This window comes from Gaetbulibacter aquiaggeris (assembly GCF_044003965.1).
Classification (GTDB): Bacteria; Bacteroidota; Bacteroidia; order Flavobacteriales; family Flavobacteriaceae; genus Yeosuana; species Yeosuana aquiaggeris.
This window is the reverse complement of record NZ_JBAWKC010000001.1, coordinates 813,250-829,360: the sequence shown is the minus strand read 5'-3', so window position 1 is coordinate 829,360 and position 16,111 is coordinate 813,250. Positions and strand designations below refer to the sequence as shown.

Annotated in this window: 17 protein-coding genes and 1 tRNA gene; 9 read left to right on the top strand and 9 right to left on the bottom strand. The window is 34.3% G+C overall.

The window, feature by feature from the left end:
• Window positions 1-57: 57 nt before the first annotated feature.
• Window positions 58-142 (bottom strand) — tRNA-Leu (locus tag V8G56_RS03500).
• A 99-nt stretch (window positions 143-241) separates the two neighbouring features.
• Between V8G56_RS03500 and V8G56_RS03495 the strand changes: the two genes are divergently transcribed.
• The 5 genes from V8G56_RS03495 (at window position 242) to V8G56_RS03475 (ending at window position 5,490) form a co-directional block, all read left to right on the top strand.
• Window positions 242-1,630, top strand: a complete 1,389-nt coding sequence (locus V8G56_RS03495) for a dipeptidase (protein WP_395437070.1) — start codon at window positions 242-244, stop codon at window positions 1,628-1,630.
• Window positions 1,631-2,491: a DMT family transporter gene (locus tag V8G56_RS03490; protein WP_395437069.1), complete on the top strand. Its 861-nt coding sequence runs from the start codon at window positions 1,631-1,633 to the stop codon at window positions 2,489-2,491.
• A gap of 83 nt (window positions 2,492-2,574) precedes the next feature.
• Window positions 2,575-2,940 carry a BlaI/MecI/CopY family transcriptional regulator gene (locus tag V8G56_RS03485; protein WP_395437068.1) on the top strand — a complete coding sequence of 122 codons (366 nt, stop codon included), beginning with the start codon at window positions 2,575-2,577 and terminating at the stop codon, window positions 2,938-2,940.
• A gap of 2 nt (window positions 2,941-2,942) precedes the next feature.
• Window positions 2,943-4,271 (top strand): M56 family metallopeptidase, encoded by a 1,329-nt coding sequence (locus V8G56_RS03480; protein WP_395437067.1) that lies wholly within the window; start codon window positions 2,943-2,945, stop codon window positions 4,269-4,271.
• Between the two features lie 118 nt (window positions 4,272-4,389).
• Window positions 4,390-5,490 carry a DUF4407 domain-containing protein gene (locus V8G56_RS03475; RefSeq protein ID WP_395437066.1) on the top strand — a complete coding sequence of 367 codons (1,101 nt, stop codon included), beginning with the start codon at window positions 4,390-4,392 and terminating at the stop codon, window positions 5,488-5,490.
• On the opposite strand, the gene V8G56_RS03470 is transcribed toward V8G56_RS03475, so the two are convergent.
• Window positions 5,491-5,769 (bottom strand): hypothetical protein, encoded by a 279-nt coding sequence (locus V8G56_RS03470; protein ID WP_395437065.1) that lies wholly within the window; start codon window positions 5,767-5,769, stop codon window positions 5,491-5,493.
• A gap of 236 nt (window positions 5,770-6,005) precedes the next feature.
• Between V8G56_RS03470 and V8G56_RS03465 the strand changes: the two genes are divergently transcribed.
• From V8G56_RS03465 to V8G56_RS03455, 3 genes are read left to right on the top strand one after another with little or no spacing between them, the layout of a single operon-like run.
• Window positions 6,006-6,440 (top strand): YybH family protein, encoded by a 435-nt coding sequence (locus V8G56_RS03465; RefSeq protein WP_395437064.1) that lies wholly within the window; start codon window positions 6,006-6,008, stop codon window positions 6,438-6,440.
• A gap of 5 nt (window positions 6,441-6,445) precedes the next feature.
• A complete protein-coding gene (locus tag V8G56_RS03460; protein WP_395437063.1) occupies window positions 6,446-6,916 on the top strand; it encodes a GNAT family N-acetyltransferase in 471 nt (156 codons plus the stop codon).
• 10 nt (window positions 6,917-6,926) lie between these two features.
• Window positions 6,927-7,907 carry a Gfo/Idh/MocA family protein gene (locus tag V8G56_RS03455; RefSeq protein WP_395437062.1) on the top strand — a complete coding sequence of 327 codons (981 nt, stop codon included), beginning with the start codon at window positions 6,927-6,929 and terminating at the stop codon, window positions 7,905-7,907.
• On the opposite strand, the gene V8G56_RS03450 is transcribed toward V8G56_RS03455, so the two are convergent.
• The 4 genes from V8G56_RS03450 to V8G56_RS03435 all read right to left on the bottom strand — a co-directional run bounded on the left by V8G56_RS03450 (window position 7,904) and on the right by V8G56_RS03435 (window position 12,825).
• Window positions 7,904-9,151, bottom strand: coding sequence for an NAD(P)/FAD-dependent oxidoreductase (locus V8G56_RS03450; RefSeq protein ID WP_395437061.1), 1,248 nt, complete (start codon window positions 9,149-9,151; stop codon window positions 7,904-7,906). The two genes, V8G56_RS03455 and V8G56_RS03450, sit on opposite strands and share 4 nt — an antisense overlap.
• 1 nt (window position 9,152) lies before the next feature.
• Window positions 9,153-10,163 (bottom strand): 4-hydroxyproline epimerase, encoded by a 1,011-nt coding sequence (locus V8G56_RS03445; RefSeq protein WP_395437060.1) that lies wholly within the window; start codon window positions 10,161-10,163, stop codon window positions 9,153-9,155.
• A 3-nt stretch (window positions 10,164-10,166) separates the two neighbouring features.
• Window positions 10,167-11,753: an aldehyde dehydrogenase (NADP(+)) gene (locus tag V8G56_RS03440; protein ID WP_395437059.1), complete on the bottom strand. Its 1,587-nt coding sequence runs from the start codon at window positions 11,751-11,753 to the stop codon at window positions 10,167-10,169.
• A gap of 154 nt (window positions 11,754-11,907) precedes the next feature.
• Window positions 11,908-12,825 carry a dihydrodipicolinate synthase family protein gene (locus V8G56_RS03435; protein ID WP_395437058.1) on the bottom strand — a complete coding sequence of 306 codons (918 nt, stop codon included), beginning with the start codon at window positions 12,823-12,825 and terminating at the stop codon, window positions 11,908-11,910.
• 124 nt (window positions 12,826-12,949) lie between these two features.
• On the opposite strand from V8G56_RS03435, the gene V8G56_RS03430 reads away from it, so the two are divergent.
• Entirely contained in the window at window positions 12,950-13,795 is an 846-nt protein-coding gene (locus V8G56_RS03430; protein WP_395437057.1) for an AraC family transcriptional regulator, read from the top strand.
• Between the two features lie 147 nt (window positions 13,796-13,942).
• Here V8G56_RS03430 and V8G56_RS03425 read toward each other — a convergent pair whose 3' ends face one another.
• From V8G56_RS03425 to V8G56_RS03415, 3 genes are all read right to left on the bottom strand, one after another.
• Window positions 13,943-14,521 carry a PhnA domain-containing protein gene (locus V8G56_RS03425; protein WP_395437056.1) on the bottom strand — a complete coding sequence of 193 codons (579 nt, stop codon included), beginning with the start codon at window positions 14,519-14,521 and terminating at the stop codon, window positions 13,943-13,945.
• Window positions 14,522-14,639: 118 nt separating this feature from the next.
• Window positions 14,640-15,434 carry a hypothetical protein gene (locus tag V8G56_RS03420; protein ID WP_395437055.1) on the bottom strand — a complete coding sequence of 265 codons (795 nt, stop codon included), beginning with the start codon at window positions 15,432-15,434 and terminating at the stop codon, window positions 14,640-14,642.
• Window positions 15,435-15,620: 186 nt separating this feature from the next.
• Window positions 15,621-15,983, bottom strand: a complete 363-nt coding sequence (locus V8G56_RS03415) for an MmcQ/YjbR family DNA-binding protein (RefSeq protein ID WP_395437054.1) — start codon at window positions 15,981-15,983, stop codon at window positions 15,621-15,623.
• Window positions 15,984-16,111: the final 128 nt, after the last annotated feature.

Sequence of the window (16,111 nt, the reverse complement as noted above, 5' to 3'; positions counted from 1 at the left end):
GTCCAAATTAAACTTAAATAAAAAAAGCCAAGATTTCCATCCTGGCTTTTTCCTTTTTGGTGCGGGCGGGGAGACTCGAACTCCCACACCTCACGGCACTAGATCCTAAGTCTAGCGTGTCTACCAATTCCACCACGCCCGCAAAAGGATTGCAAATATAATCAAGATTTTTAAATTGCAAACACATACCTCTTAAAAACCTTCAAATTTTATTACTTTTGAAATAAATACCATTTTAAACATGAAAAACATAAAATCATACCTTCAAGAACATCAAGAGCGTTTTTTAAATGAACTTGTTGAGCTTCTTAAAATTCCATCAATAAGCGCTGATTCAGCCTATAAAAATGATGTTTTAAAAACTGCTGAAGCTGTAAAAATCAGTCTTGAAAAGGCCGGTTGTGACCATGTGGAAATTTGTAAAACTGAAGGGTACCCTATTGTTTATGGTGAAAAAATTATTGATAAAAACTTGCCAACTATTTTGGTTTATGGACATTATGATGTGCAACCAGCAGACCCATTAGAGCTCTGGACTTCTCCGCCATTTGAACCAGTGATTAAAAAAACGGACTCACATCCGCAAGGTGCCATATTTGCCAGAGGCGCTTGTGATGATAAAGGCCAGATGTATATGCATGTTAAAGCGCTGGAGTTTATGACAAAAACCAATCAGCTTCCATGTAATGTAAAGTTTATGATTGAAGGTGAGGAAGAAGTTGGAAGTGTCAATCTTTCAAAATTTGTGAAATCCAATCAGGAAAAACTTAAAAATGATATCATTCTAATTTCAGATACAGGAATGATTGCCAATGATGTGCCTTCTATAACGACTGGTTTACGCGGATTAAGTTATGTTGAAGTAGAGGTTACAGGACCCAATAGGGATTTACATTCTGGATTATATGGCGGTGCTGTGGCAAATCCAATTAACGTATTAACAAAAATGATTGCTTCACTACATGATGAAAATAATCATATTACCATCCCCGGATTTTATGATAAGGTAGAAAATCTTACTCAAGAAGAGCGGGCAGAAATGGCTAAAGCGCCGTTTTCATTAGAAAACTATAAAAAAGCTTTAGATATAGAGTCTGTTTACGGAGAAGCCGGTTATACAACCAACGAACGTAATTCCATAAGACCAACACTAGATGTTAATGGTATTTGGGGCGGTTATATTGGAGAGGGTGCGAAAACCGTCATTGCCAGTAAAGCACATGCCAAAATATCTATGCGTTTAGTACCACATCAAGACTGGGAAGAAATTACTAAGCTTTTTGCAAAACACTTTGAAAGTATCGCTCCAAAAGGCGTCAAAGTAAAAGTAACGCCACATCACGGCGGTCAGGGTTATGTGACGCCTATTGATAACATTGGTTACCAGGCGGCATCCATGGCTTATGAGGCAACCTTTGGAAAAAAACCAATTCCACAGCGAAGTGGCGGCAGTATTCCTATTGTTGCTTTATTTGAACAAGAACTTAAAAGTAAAACCATTTTAATGGGATTTGGATTAGATAGCGATGCCATTCATTCACCTAACGAACATTTTGGAGTTTTCAATTTTTATAAAGGCATTGAAACCATTCCATATTTCTATAAGTATTATGCTGAGCTTTCTAAATAAATGAAAAACCAGCATACCAACCACCTTCTTGAACTATTAATAGGCACCCTATTTATAAGTACTTCGGGCGTATTAGGTAAATTTATTGATTTACCTACACCAGTAATCATTTGGTGTAGAAGTGCTTTAGGAGGTTTGTTTCTCTATTTATTTTGCAGATACCGAAAGTTCGACATTAAAATTAAATCAAAAAAAGACTTTTCAACTATCCTATTAAGTGCGGTTCTTTTAGGAACGCATTGGATCACCTATTTCTATGCTTTAAAAATGTCAAATGTGGCTTTAGGCATGCTTTCCCTTTTTACGTTTCCTGTTATTACCGCTTTATTGGAACCATTATTTATTAAAACTAAACTAAATATTATTCATGTGTTTTTAGGCATTATTGTTTTAATAGGTATTTATATTCTCGCACCTAAATTTGACTTTGAAAGCAGTCAAGTAAAAGGCATTTTATTAGGTCTTTTTTCGGCCCTATGTTACGCTTTGCGGAATCTTACTTTGAAACGTCATATAAGTCAGTACAGTGGGACAGCGCTTATGATGCACCAAATTTTGATTTTATCCGTATTACTAATTCCATTTATGCTGACTATGGATATCAGTAATATCACCACCCAATACCCTTATGTTATTTTATTAGCATTAATCACGACGGCTATTGGTCATTCTATGTTTATTCATAGTTTAAAATACTTTTCGGTGAGTACCGCCAGTATCATTAATAGTTTACAACCCGTTTTAGGCATTATAATGGCTTACTTTTTCCTGAAAGAAATCCCTACTTGGAATACTTTTTTTGGTGGTTCATTAATACTAGTAACAGTTGTAATTGAAAGTATTCGATCTAAAAAAGCATAAGTTTTTATTTTAATCTTTACTCTACATTTGTAGAATTAAACTATTTGTTCTATGTTTGTAGAGTTAATTCTAATAATGTAGAAATGCAACTATCAAAAACTGAGGAAGATTTAATGAACTATTTATGGAAGCTTGAAAAAGCTTTTATGAAAGATTTACTTGATGCCTATCCAGAACCAAAACCAGCAACAACAACCGTAGCGACTCTTTTAAAACGCATGACGGATAAGGGTTTTATTGCCTATAAATTATATGGAAATTCTAGAGAATATTATCCGCTAGTTAAAAAGAAAGATTATTTCTCCAAGCATGTAAACGGTCTTATAAAAAACTTTTTTAATGATAGTGCTTCTCAGTTTGCATCATTTTTTACCAAAGAAACCAATCTCACAAAAGAAGAATTGGAAGACTTAAAAACTCTAATAGACAACCAACTTAAAAACAAATAAATATGGAAATCTATATATTAAAATCTGGTTTGTGCTTAGCTGTCTTTTACGGTTTCTATAAATTATTGTTGGAAAAAGAAAGTTTTCACAACTTTAAGCGCTTTTATTTAATAGCATCTTTAGTTTTAGCATTTGTCATTCCTTTAATTACATTTACAGAATATAGAGAGATTATCCCTCAAGAAGCACCTTTATTTTCTACTGAAATACCTCAAAATACAATAACAAAAACAACACTGGCAGCTTACTTACCCATTGTTTTATGGAGTATTTATGGTTTGGGCGTTTTCCTTTTTGGTTTCAAGTTTTTAAAAAACTTATTGGAACTAGTTATTAAAATTAAACGGAATCCTAAATTTAAAAACGAAAGTCTCATTAATGTTCTGCTACAAGATTTAGTAATTCCGCATACATTTTTCAGTTACATTTTTTTAAATAAACAGAAGTTTGAATCGCATCAAATACCTATAGAAGTTTTATTGCATGAAGAAACCCATGCAAAACAGAAACATAGTATAGATGTCGTGTTTATTGAAATATTCCAAATACTATTTTGGTTTAATCCGTTCATCTATTTAATAAAGCGTAGCATTAAATTAAACCATGAATTTTTAGCAGACCAATCCGTTTTAAATAAGGGTGTTATACCTTCTAAATATCAACAAATTTTATTGGCATTCTCATCAAATGCATCTGAAACCCAATTGGCAAATGCCATTAATTATTCATCAATCAAAAAACGATTTACAATTATGAAAACACAAACATCAAAACAGAGCTTATGGATTAAAAGTTTTATCCTATTACCGTTATTAGTTATTTTAACCTTTAGTTTTAGCAATAAACAAATTGTAACACATCAACAAAAAGCCACTCTTATAGAAATTACTGAATATAACCAACTTGCAAAAAAGTACAATTTAATGTCAGAAAGTAATGAGTTCATTGTGAAAAAAGAAGAAAAAGAGCGCTTAAACTATCTATATAACAAGATGTCTGTTACCCAACGAAAAACGGCTGAGCTCTTTCCTGTCTTTCCACCACCCCCACCTGCTCCAACAGCTCCCAGAGTGGTGCAAGGTGATGTTATGGATCTTCCACCACCGCCGCCACCATTCCCACATGAACCAAATAATCCTTCAAAAGGATTATTAGAAGCCAAGAAAAATTATGATGAAAAAGTAAAAACATATGCTGAAGCCATGCAAATTTATTTTAAAGAAAAAAAAGGAAACCTTCACGATCTTAGGAAAATGTATGACGACACAATGATTCTTTATAATAAATATTCAGACTTAGCTAAAAAAGAATTAGAACTTTCAAAAGATTAGAAAAATACAGCATTTAAAAAAACAGCCAAGTTTAGCTTGGCTGTTTTTTTATCAATTCATGTAACAAATCTCATACTTTAACGTTCTAATAGACAATCAATCAAAAATCAATCAAGTTATGTTAAAGCAATTTTTTATTGTCTGCTCAGGCTCTGACACCCAAATTTTAGAAAACTGTTCTGTTGGAGAACAAAATAAATACGCAGGTATAGGTGCTACTGTTTTTTTTACGGCTTTGATGGCCTTTATTGCTGCAAGCTATGCGCTTTACACTGTTTTTGACAATCTCTATACCGCCATTTTCTTTGGACTTATTTGGGGTTTACTCATTTTTAATTTAGATAGATTTATAGTCTCAACCATTAAAAAAACGGGGAATGTAATTGATGAACTGATACAAGCATCTCCAAGAATTTTATTGGCAATAATCATTGCTGTCGTTATTGCAAAACCTCTTGAATTAAAGATTTTTGAAAAAGAAATTAATCAGGTTTTATTAGAACAAAAAAACAACTTAACCCTTGCTAATAAGAATCAAATTGCCAATCAGTTCAATCCATCCATAGAAAATTTATATAAAGAAATTACTGCTTTACAACAACAAATTGAAGTAAAAGAAGCTGAAGTTAACGCCCTTTATGACACTTATATAGCTGAAGCAGAAGGCACTGCAGGTACGAAATTACTGGGAAAAGGCCCTGTTTATAAAGAAAAGAGAGAAAAGCATGATGCTTTATTAGCAGAATTACAACAATTAAAGATTGAGAATAAAGCTAAAATTACTTCGGCAGAAGCACAGATTGCCGCACTTAAAGGAGATTATGAAGTGCAGGTTGTAAATACACAACCCATCATTAATAATTTTGATGGTTTAATGGCGCGCGTTAATGCATTGGATAAACTTCCTTGGTTACCCTCGTTTTTTATTTTTCTGCTATTTTTAGCCATTGAAACCTCACCAATATTAGCTAAATTATTATCTCCTAAAAGCTCTTATGACTTTAAATTAGAAGATCAGGAAACAGCTATAAAAACCAATGTGCTTCAAAACAAACACCAAAGAGAGGCTATGCTTAAAGCTGACTATGCCATAAACGACCGCATTTATACTGATATAGAAAATGAAGACGAATTATATAACTACAAAAGGAAAAAAGCACGTGAGCTTATGCAATTACAGGCAGACGCTTTTTATAAACATCAAAAAAACGCTTTTTAATTAGGCGGTTGTTTGATATTTAAAATGATCATATAAATCTCTGCAACCCATACCAATAATAGATAATTTTTTGTTTTTAGAGATCGCCTCATTATGAAGTTCGGTCATAGCTTTTACGCCATAACGGTCCATCCATTCAACTTCTTCAATACTGATGGTAAGAGAATTTTCTCTGTCGAAGATATCATTGAATTCTCTATAAAATAAGGATAAATTTTTTCGATCTAGAATGCCTTTCAATTTAAAAAAATTGTTGCAGTGGGTAATTTTGAGGTTCATAATAACATAAATTAAAATGGTTAAACGATAAACTTGGGCTATTAATCATTTGACAACTAAGTAAATATATAAACTACAAATCGCTTAGCACTATTTAATCGATGAATAGAAATGAACTTTAGTTAAAAAAATATTAGTTGTCAAAATAATCGACGTTTAACATTTTTAAAATAAGATTTTGCTATTTTTACTCACATTAAAAAATAAATACAACCTCATTATAGCCATTAAAATCCATGAAAAAATATATTTTAGTTATTTGTACACTTATTTTAAGCCACGCAAGTTTTTCTCAAACTACAGAACAAGAAGATAAAGAGGCTATAATGGCTGTACTGAAGGCGCAACGCTTAGCCTGGTCTGAAAATAATATAGAAGCGTTTATGGAAGGGTACTGGAAAAGTGATTCTCTTAAATTTTATGGAAGTAACGGCGTTACTTATGGTTGGGAAAATACCTTAGACCGATATAAACAGGCTTATCCAACACCAGACCATACAGGCATTTTAAGTTTTAAAATAAACGATATTTCAAAAATAACAGATGAAGCTTATTATGTCATGGGAGAATACCATTTAAAGCGCACTGTTGGTAATGCCACAGGGATCTTTATGATTATTTTTAAAAGAATTGAGGGTGAATGGAAAATAATTGCAGATACCTCTAGTTAATCACTATGCATTATATCGCCAGAAAAGCTATTTTAAAAGATGTCCCCGCCTTACTAGATTTTGAACAAGGGGTCATTGAAGCCGAAAGGCCTTTTGACCCCACTATTAAAGAGGGTCCTATTACATATTACAATATTTCAGATTTGATCAATAATGAGGAATCCGAAGTCTTTGTTGTTGAACAAGACCAGCTTATTGTTGCATCGGGATATGCAAAAATAAAAGGTGACAGGCATTATTTAAAACATGATAAAATTGGCTATCTGGGATTTATGTTTGTGCATAAAGCCCATAGAGGTCAAGGATTAAACCAGTTGATCATCAATGAACTGTTGAAATGGTGCAAGGAAAGAAAGGTCTATGAAATGAGGTTAGATGTTTATGACGAGAACTTAGCGGCTATCAAAGCCTATGAAAAAGCTGGATTTAAAAAGCACATGATCAATATGAGGTTTAATATTAATGATTCATTTTAGGAAATTTAATATGAAAACTAAAACAATTAACTGGGGCATTATTGGCGTTGGCGATGTTTGCGAAATAAAAAGTGGTCCTGCTTATCAAAAAACGGAAGGATTCGTTTTAAAAGCCGTCATGCGACGTGATTTTGATAAAGCCAAAGATTTTGCAACACGACATGGTATTGAAAAGTATTTTAGTAATGCCGATGAGTTAATTAAATCTCCAGATATTGACGCCATTTATATTGCCACACCCCCTGACACGCATTTGGAATATGCCTTAAAAGTGGCAAATGCCGGCAAAATTTGCTGTGTTGAAAAACCAATGGCCGTAAGCTATCAAGAATGCCAAACCATGTTTTCTGCTTTTAAGGAAAGGAATCTCCCGCTTTTTGTAGCCTATTATCGGAGAAACCTGCCCAGATTTAATCAAATAAAAACTTGGATTGACACATATAAAATAGGCGATATCAGACATATTCACTGGTCATTAAAAAAACAAACAAACCACATTGATTTAACTAAAACCTACAATTGGAGAACGGATAAACACATTGCTCTTGGTGGTTATTTTGATGATTTAGCGTCTCACGGACTGGATTTCTTTCACTATATCTTAGGTGAGTTTGAATCCGTTTCTGGGCACAGTGCCAACCAGCAAAATTTATATTCTGCTAAAGATGCTATCTCAGCCTCCTGGAGACATAAAAACGGCGTAACCGGTTCTGCCTTTTGGAATTTCGGATCTTGGGAAAGAGAAGATACAGTAGAAATAATTGGGAACAAAGGGTCTATTAAATTCTCTGTATTTGATGACAACCCTATTCAGCTCATTAATGCGAAGGAAACCATCAGCTTGACTATTGCGCATCCAGAAAACATTCAGTTGTATCACGTTCAGGCCATGAAAGATCATTTGAATGGTTTAGAAACGCATCCATCCACTGGAAAAACAGGGCTTCATACTGCCTGGATCATGGATAAAATTCTTAATAGAATAAGTTAAAACCTTCTGTCTGGCTGAAACATATCCAAAGACATTGATAGCTTTTTATTTGAAATAATCTCAGAAACCAATTTACCGGTGGCGGTCCCCATACTCCATCCCATCATGGCATGACCAGTAGCAATCGTGAGATTATCACATTTTGAAGATTTACCAATATACGGTAAACCATCTGGTGACACTGGGCGTAATCCGCAAGTAGCCATACTTTTCTCTTCTGAAGTCAGATTGATATTAGGATAATATCTGGTCACTGCATTTGAAATGGCTTCAACCCGTTCTTTCCTGATTAGGTGATTAATTCCTGCTATTTCCATAGTGCCAGCAAAACGCGTGAATCCATGCATAGGTGTTACCGCTGCTTTGGCCTCCGCTAAAATGGCTGGAATTGAAATCCCTGTGTTTTGAGCGCAATTAATACGATACCCTTTTCCTGCCTGGAGCAATAATTTTAATCCTAATTTTTTACTTAACAAAGCACTCCAAGAACCTGCTGCCAACACAAACTCATCTGCTTCAAGCCTTTGTTTATCAGTTTCTATCGCCGTGATTTTGCCATTAGCAACTTCTAAATCTTCAACTTTTTCGTTGGGATAAAAAGAAACACCTACATTTTTTAAATAAGAAATCATCTCTTCCATAAATTCACCAGGAGTTGAATGAGAATCGCACTTAAAATAAGTGGCACCCTTAGCTTCTATTTCAACGATAGGCTCTAAAACTTTAAGCTCTTCTCTGTTAATTTCAATAACATCTAGTCCTTCCTGTTTGGCTAGATTAGCCATTTTGACCTCTTCTTCCAACATTCTCTCTGTTTGACAAAGCATCAATAAGCCTTTCTTCTCATAATGAGATTTGAACCTTTCTGTTTTATGAATATCTTCATACAAATCCTGACTCAACAACGAAATTTCCTTAATAACTGGAATTGCTTTATTGACGTGATTGGTATTACAAGACTTATTAAAAGCGAATGTCCATTGCAAAAAATCTAAGTCCAGTCGTGGTTTAATATATAGCGGACTCGCTGAATTAAACATCCATTTCAGGCCTTTTTTCATGACACCTGGGGCAGAAAGAGGAATGATATGACTGGGTGATAGGTACCCCGCATTTACATAAGAGGCTCCGGCATCCATATTTGACTGATCTACAACCCTTACCTGATGTCCCTCTTTATGAAGGTAATAAGCAGCACTTAAACCTATAATGCCACCACCAATAATAATGATATTTTTTGCCATATTAAATTACTTGAAAACCATATGCATAAGGATCATCTTCATCATCAATCGTAATGATGTTATGACCATATATTTTTGCCCAACCTTTAATACTTGGGATAATCGCTAACTTTCCATCTAAGATAGTTTCTTCTTCAACACGTCCAATAAATTTACTACCAATAATGCTTTCATGTATAAAATCTTCTCCTTTTTTTAGCTTGCCTTTGGCATATAATTGGGCTAACCTTGCAGAAGTACCTGTGCCACATGGGCTTCTATCTATAGCTTTATCGCCATAGAAGACAGCATTTCTACCCGAAGATGTTGGATCTATAGGTGTTCCTGTCCACAGCATGTGAGACACATCTCTGATGGTCTCATTTTCAGGATGGATAAAAAGGTTTGGGTATTTTTCGTTAATGCGCTGCCTAACGACCTGTGAATATTGAATGATTTTAGACGCCGAAAAATCTTGTACTCCAGAAAAATTTTTCTGGGGATCAACAATAGCATAAAAATTTCCGCCGTAGGCTACATCAAAAGAAATATCTCCTAATTCAGGACATGCTACTGTTAAATTTTCAGCCGCTAAATAGCTTTTTACATTGGTCAATTTTACCCAATCAACCTTTTTTCCTGTTTGCTGGTATTCAATTTCAACCAAGCCTGCAGGTGCCTCCATCTTAATCTTTCCTGGAATTTTTGGAGTAATTAAGCCTTCCTCTATGGCAATGGTAATGGTTCCAATAGTACCATGCCCGCACATGGGCAAACAACCTGAAGTTTCAATAAATAATATAGCAAAATCATTCTCCGGATTATGTGGCGGAAACAAGATACTGCCGCTCATCATATCATGCCCACGAGGTTCGAACATGAGGCCTTTTCGAATCCAGTCATATTCTTTTAAAAAATGTTGACGTTTCTCACTCATGGTACTCCCGATCAACTCTGGACCACCTTCTTTGATAACTCTTACCGGATTACCACATGTATGGGCATCAATACACACAAATGTACTAAGGGCCATTGCCTAGATTTTATCTTTAGTTAACATATTGTTCACTTGTCTTAATATTCTTAGTGGGTTTTCGTCTTTAAGTTCCTGAGGCAATAATTCATTTGGCCAATCCTGATAACTAAATGGTCTTACCCATCGTTTTATTGAATTAATACCAACGGCGGTAAAACGGCTATCTGTTGAGGCCGGATAAGGACCCCCATGAACCATAGACGGACACACCTCAACACCAGTAGGTACCCCATTAAAAATGATACGTCCTACTCTGTTTTGAAGTGCAGAAATAATCCTTGAATAATCATGCGCTTCCTCTTTCTCCTCGGCGATTAAGGTCGCTGTTAACTGTCCTTCTAATTTAGAAATGATCAATTCTAACTGATTGGCATCTTTACATTGTACAACCATTGAAAAGGGTCCAAAAACTTCTTGATGTAAATTGGTGTTTTCTAAAAATGTATGTCCTTCTACCGTGGTAATGGCTTGTCGTGCATAATTAGCATTCACTTCTTTTTTAACATCTGAAACTACGGTTAAACCTTTTTGAGCCATCATTTTAGACTTATTACTTTCATAGGCACCAATGATATTAGGATGCAACATACATGATGGTTCGATCTTAGCGATTTCATTAGCCAATTCTGAAACAAAATTTGATAATGCCTCACTTTTAATCGCTAATAATAGGCCTGGATTGGTACAAAACTGACCAGTTCCTAATGTAATGGAACCTGCATACGTTTTTGCTAAAGCTGCACCTCTATTCTTTAAAGCATTTGGTAATATGACTACCGGATTAACACTACCCATTTCTGCAAATACGGGTATAGGTTCTTCACGTTGTGCTGCTAAATCATATAAAGCGCGTCCTCCTCGAATACTTCCTGTAAACCCAACGGCTTTTATTTGAGGATGTTTTACTAATTTCGTTCCTACTTCAATACCACTACTGTTTAAATTTGAAAATACGCCGTTAGGCATGCCTGTTTTTTCAGCAGCTTTAATAATTGCTGAAGCAACCAATTCACCAGTTCCTGCATGCATAGGATGTGATTTAACAATCACCGGACAACCTGCAGCAAAGGCGGCGGCGGTGTCACCACCAGCCGTTGAATAGGCTAAGGGAAAATTACTGGCACCAAAAACGACAACAGGTCCTAATGGAATTAATAATTTACGTAGATCCGGTTTTGGCAAAGGTTCTCTATCTGGTTGCGCTGTATCAATGGAGGCTTCAACCCAAGACCCTTCTTTAACTAAATCTGCAAAAGAACGCAACTGAAAAACAGTCCTTCCCCGCTCTCCTTTAGCTCTGCCTTCTGGCAAACCGGATTCCATGCAATAGGTTTGAATAAGTTCATCATCCAAGGCTAAAATCTCATCGGCAATAGCATTAAGAAATAGCGCCTTTTGTTCACCAGAAACCGTTCTGAATGTTTTAAAGGCTTCTGAAGCTAAATATACGGCTTCATCAATTTCTTGCGGTGTAGCCTCAGTAAAAAGTATTTCATTTTCTCTGTTTAATTGCGGATTGAAGGTTTTATAGTTTTTACTTCCTTGTGCTGATTGCTTATTTCCAATATAGTTTTTTCCTATCATCATATTTTTTTGTGTTAGGGATTTCTCATAGATTTCTATTTTAATAAATTGGAAATCGTGAAAGCTCCACATTTGAGGTTTTGTTTGAGCTCTCCGCATAAGCGGAAGCGAGTACCGAAAGCCCGACCGCGCCAAAGCGTGGTAACTCCCTAATTATTTACATTTTTTTATACGCTGGCAACGTTGGTCTTGTTTTTAAACCATCTTCAATAATTTTTATGATGGTTTTACGTTCTTCGCCTTCTAATACCAACCGAGGAGCTCTTACATATTCTGAGCCTATTTTAGTGTATGCCGAAGCCAGTTTAATATATTGTACTAATTTAGGGTTTATATCTAACTCTAGCAATGGCATAAACCATCTATAAATAGCAATAGCTTCTTTTATTCTGCCCGCCTTTTGCAGTTCATAAATAGCCACAGTTTCTGCAGGAAAAGCATCAACCAAACCAGCAACCCAACCATCAGCACCCAAAATTAAACTCTCCAAAGCCAAGGTATCTACACCGGTCATAATGGCTAAGCGGTCTCCGAATCGGTTTTTTATTCTGGTAATGTTAGTCGTATCTCTTGTAGATTCTTTTACCGCTTGAATATTTGGACAAGTTTTAAGCAACTCAGCAAACATATCTAAAGTTACTTCAATTTTATAATCGACCGGATTGTTATAAATCATGATGGGTAATGATGTGCTATTAGCTACGGCTTTAAAATATTCCACTACTTCGGCGTCACTGGCTTTATAACGCATGGGCGGCAGCATCATCAATCCTTTGGCGCCATCTTCTTCGGCTGTTTTGGCCAAATTGATCGCAGCTTTGGTAGTTTGCTCGGCAATATTCATAAGTACTGGAACTTTACCTTTAACAAAGGCTACTGTTTCTCTTGTTAAAATACGTCGTTCATCATCAGTTAAAGTACTAGCTTCCCCAAGTGTACCACCTAAAACAATACCGTGCACGCCAGCATCCAGTTGTGCTTTGATATTTACTTTAAACAGCTCTAAATCCAATTCATCATTTGCTGTGAATTGCGTTGTAACAGCAGGCATGACGCCTTCCCATTTTATACTCATACTATTTCATTTTTATTTATGTAAAAATACTTTTAGTTAAACAATTTTAAACAGCTATTCTTATCCTATTTTAATACTATATTATCCTATATTTACATTTTATTAATTTATATGAATAGTATTCGTGAAAGTTTATCCTTTTAAAATACCAAAACCATTACATGATTCCTTAATATACCAGGTAGATCATGATATTATTTTTTACGATAAATTGCATCAGCATGAAGACATTCAATTAAGTTATATTGTTGAAGGTGAAGGGACTTTAATAGTGGGAGACAAAGTGAACCAATATCAAAAAAATGACATTGTTGTTATTGGAAGCCATTTACCTCATGTGTTTAAGAGCAACATAAATTATGGCAAAAAGTCACATATGCTCACCCTTTTTTTTGCTAAAGATTCTTTTGGAAAAGACTTTTTTGAACTTGAAGAATTAAAAGAGCTTACCGCTTTTTTTAAAAGAGCTGCTCATGGTTTTAAAGTAACCTCTTCTAAAAAAGCCATTGCCCTGTTGTTTATGCAGCTTGAAAATGCCTCAAAATTATCTCGGTTTTTAATTTTACTGGAATTATTAAAAAAAGCGTCCGTTTGTAATTACATAAGCTTATCATCCTTCATTTATGATAAAAAATATAAAGAAACAGAAGGCAAACGCATGCAGGAAGTTTTTGACTATACCATGTCCCATTTTAAGAATGACATTACATTAGAATCTATTTCAGAAGTCGCTAACATGACCAAGAATGCCTTTTGTAAATATTTTAAAAAACGGACTAATAAAACCTATTTTAGGTTTTTAAATGAATTGCGCGTTGAACATACCTGCAAATTATTAATTGATAAAAATGATTCTTCAATTGAAGACCTTGCTTATGAAAGTGGTTTTAGAAATATATCCAACTTTAACAGACAATTTAAAATCATAAAAAACATGTCTCCTAATAATTTCAGAAAAAGAACCGTATAATATGAAACCTAAATATCTTTATACAATTTTAATAATATCCCTTATAATTACAATAATAGGGATTGTGACAGGAAAATTCTTTTTTCTCCTTTTGATTTTACCAATTAGCTTTGGATTATTTAAAAAAGACAAAAATTCAAAATCAGATTAAGTCTTCTTAACGTACTTTGTAATGATTACTATTTGCTGTCCATCTACTTTTCCTTCTATATATTCAGCATTTTCAGGGTCCAAGCGAATGTTTCTAACGGCGGTTCCTTGTTTTGCCACCATACTGGAACCTTTAACCTTTAAATCTTTAATTAAAACAACAGAGTCCCCAACTTCTAAATTCACCCCATTAACATCTCTGTGAATAATTTTACTGGATTCATCTTCATGTTCTCCGGTTGCTCTTGCCAAGGCTATCGCCTCATCATCTAAATACATCATATCCAATAAGTCTTTTGGCCAGCCTTCATTGCGCAAGCGCTGGAGCATTCTCCAAGACATGATTTGTACTGCTACAAACTCACTCCACATGCTGTCATTTAAACAACGCCAGTGATTTGGTTCCATTTCTGATTCACCTTCAATCTGACTTAAACAGTTACTACAAACCAGTAAGCTGTTATCTACACTTTCATTTAATGAAGGTGGTATAACGTATTGTAACAAGCCTTCAAAAGAAGTACATAATTCGCAAGTGCTGTTACTTCTTTCTTGTAATGTTTGTAAAACGCTCATTGTTTAAAGTTTTAATTTTGGTGAAAGTACATTTTTATTAAATGCTCTACAAATAGAATATTGGCAATAAAAAAAGGGTGCCAGAAGGCACCCTTTAATAATGGGTTTATTATAAATATTATAATTTAATGGAAGTATAGACAGCGTCTCCATGACTTCTAAAGTATTTTCCAAAAGCTTTGCTTTCCTCTTCTGTAAAAGCTGCTTTTGATAACTCACTGTTTTTTTCAAACATTTTATCTAAATCGCCTAATGAATCAATCATAAAAAACTCAATAAAATCTCTTTTATCGTGACCCCATCCATGGACACCTGGCCAATAACCAATGATTAAATCATTCTTGTTGATTACATTTTCAATGTATTTTTTGTTTAATTCATCATATTCTTTATTATTGCCATCTTCTGGATAAGCCATCTTATTAGTTCTCATATAAAGAATCATATCTTTTGACATTTCTCCTTTTGGTTGTTTTGCGCCTGGTAAAGTAGCATAAATTTCATCTGAATGATAAGATGCATAGGCTGAATTCATTTTTTCTAAGAAGGTCTTTCTTGCATCGGCATCTGGCCATGCTTCTTTTTCAAGTTCAGCACTTCTTGCAGCAGCTTTATCTATGTCCTCCCACGTTGGATAGACTTGTATATACATAATCTCATTACTGTTCGGCGTTAACAAATGAGTATGGTAACTAGATCCCATAATATGCTCATTTTTTTTCGTTACTTTCTCCATGTATTCCTTTTCCGCAGCTTTCCATTCAGCCATAGAAGCATTATAATCTTTATTCCAGTACATGGTTGTCACTGACACATAATCTGGCCTGTCATCCTCTTGTGAGAAAGAAGGCATACTAATTAACAATGCCGAAACAGCTATTGCAGTAAAAAATCGGTTGGTTGTTTTCATCATTTTTAAAAATTTAAAGTTATTATATTGGTTAAAATTAAAATACGTATTACAGATTTGAGGTCATGAATACTTTATTCTTTTAAGATTTGGGAAATCTTATGACGCTATTATTTAATTTAAATATGGGAAACTTTTGATGAAATATACAATAAATTAATTAATTCTCTACCTTCAAGATATTTATGTCTATGATAATTTTTCGCGAAGTTTTTTCGTCATTCCCTTTATAACCATGTCATAAGAATGATCTATAAGGTCCAGAATAAATTGAAGCTGTAATTCACTTTTGTAAATAGCAACCGTATTCCAATGCTTATTACTTACATAGGGTCCAGCATAAATGCTTTCATATTGTTCTCTTAATTCGATGGTATAATCTGGATCACATTTTATAGTAACAGAGGCTTCACCAATGTCCCATTTATCTAAAGGAGCCATAACAAATATTTTACCCAATACTTTAAAAACCAACGTGTGTTCATCAAAAGGAAACTCTTCTGTAACGCCTTTCTTTTTTAGACAGTATTCGCGAAGTTGTTCAATATTCATAATAAATGTTGATGTTATTAAAAATAATAAAACGGATTCTAATTTTTAATCTAATAGAGATTTATTAAATTGGTATACTCTTGACTATGAAATATAAAAGATTCCATATCATACTTATTGCAATTTCA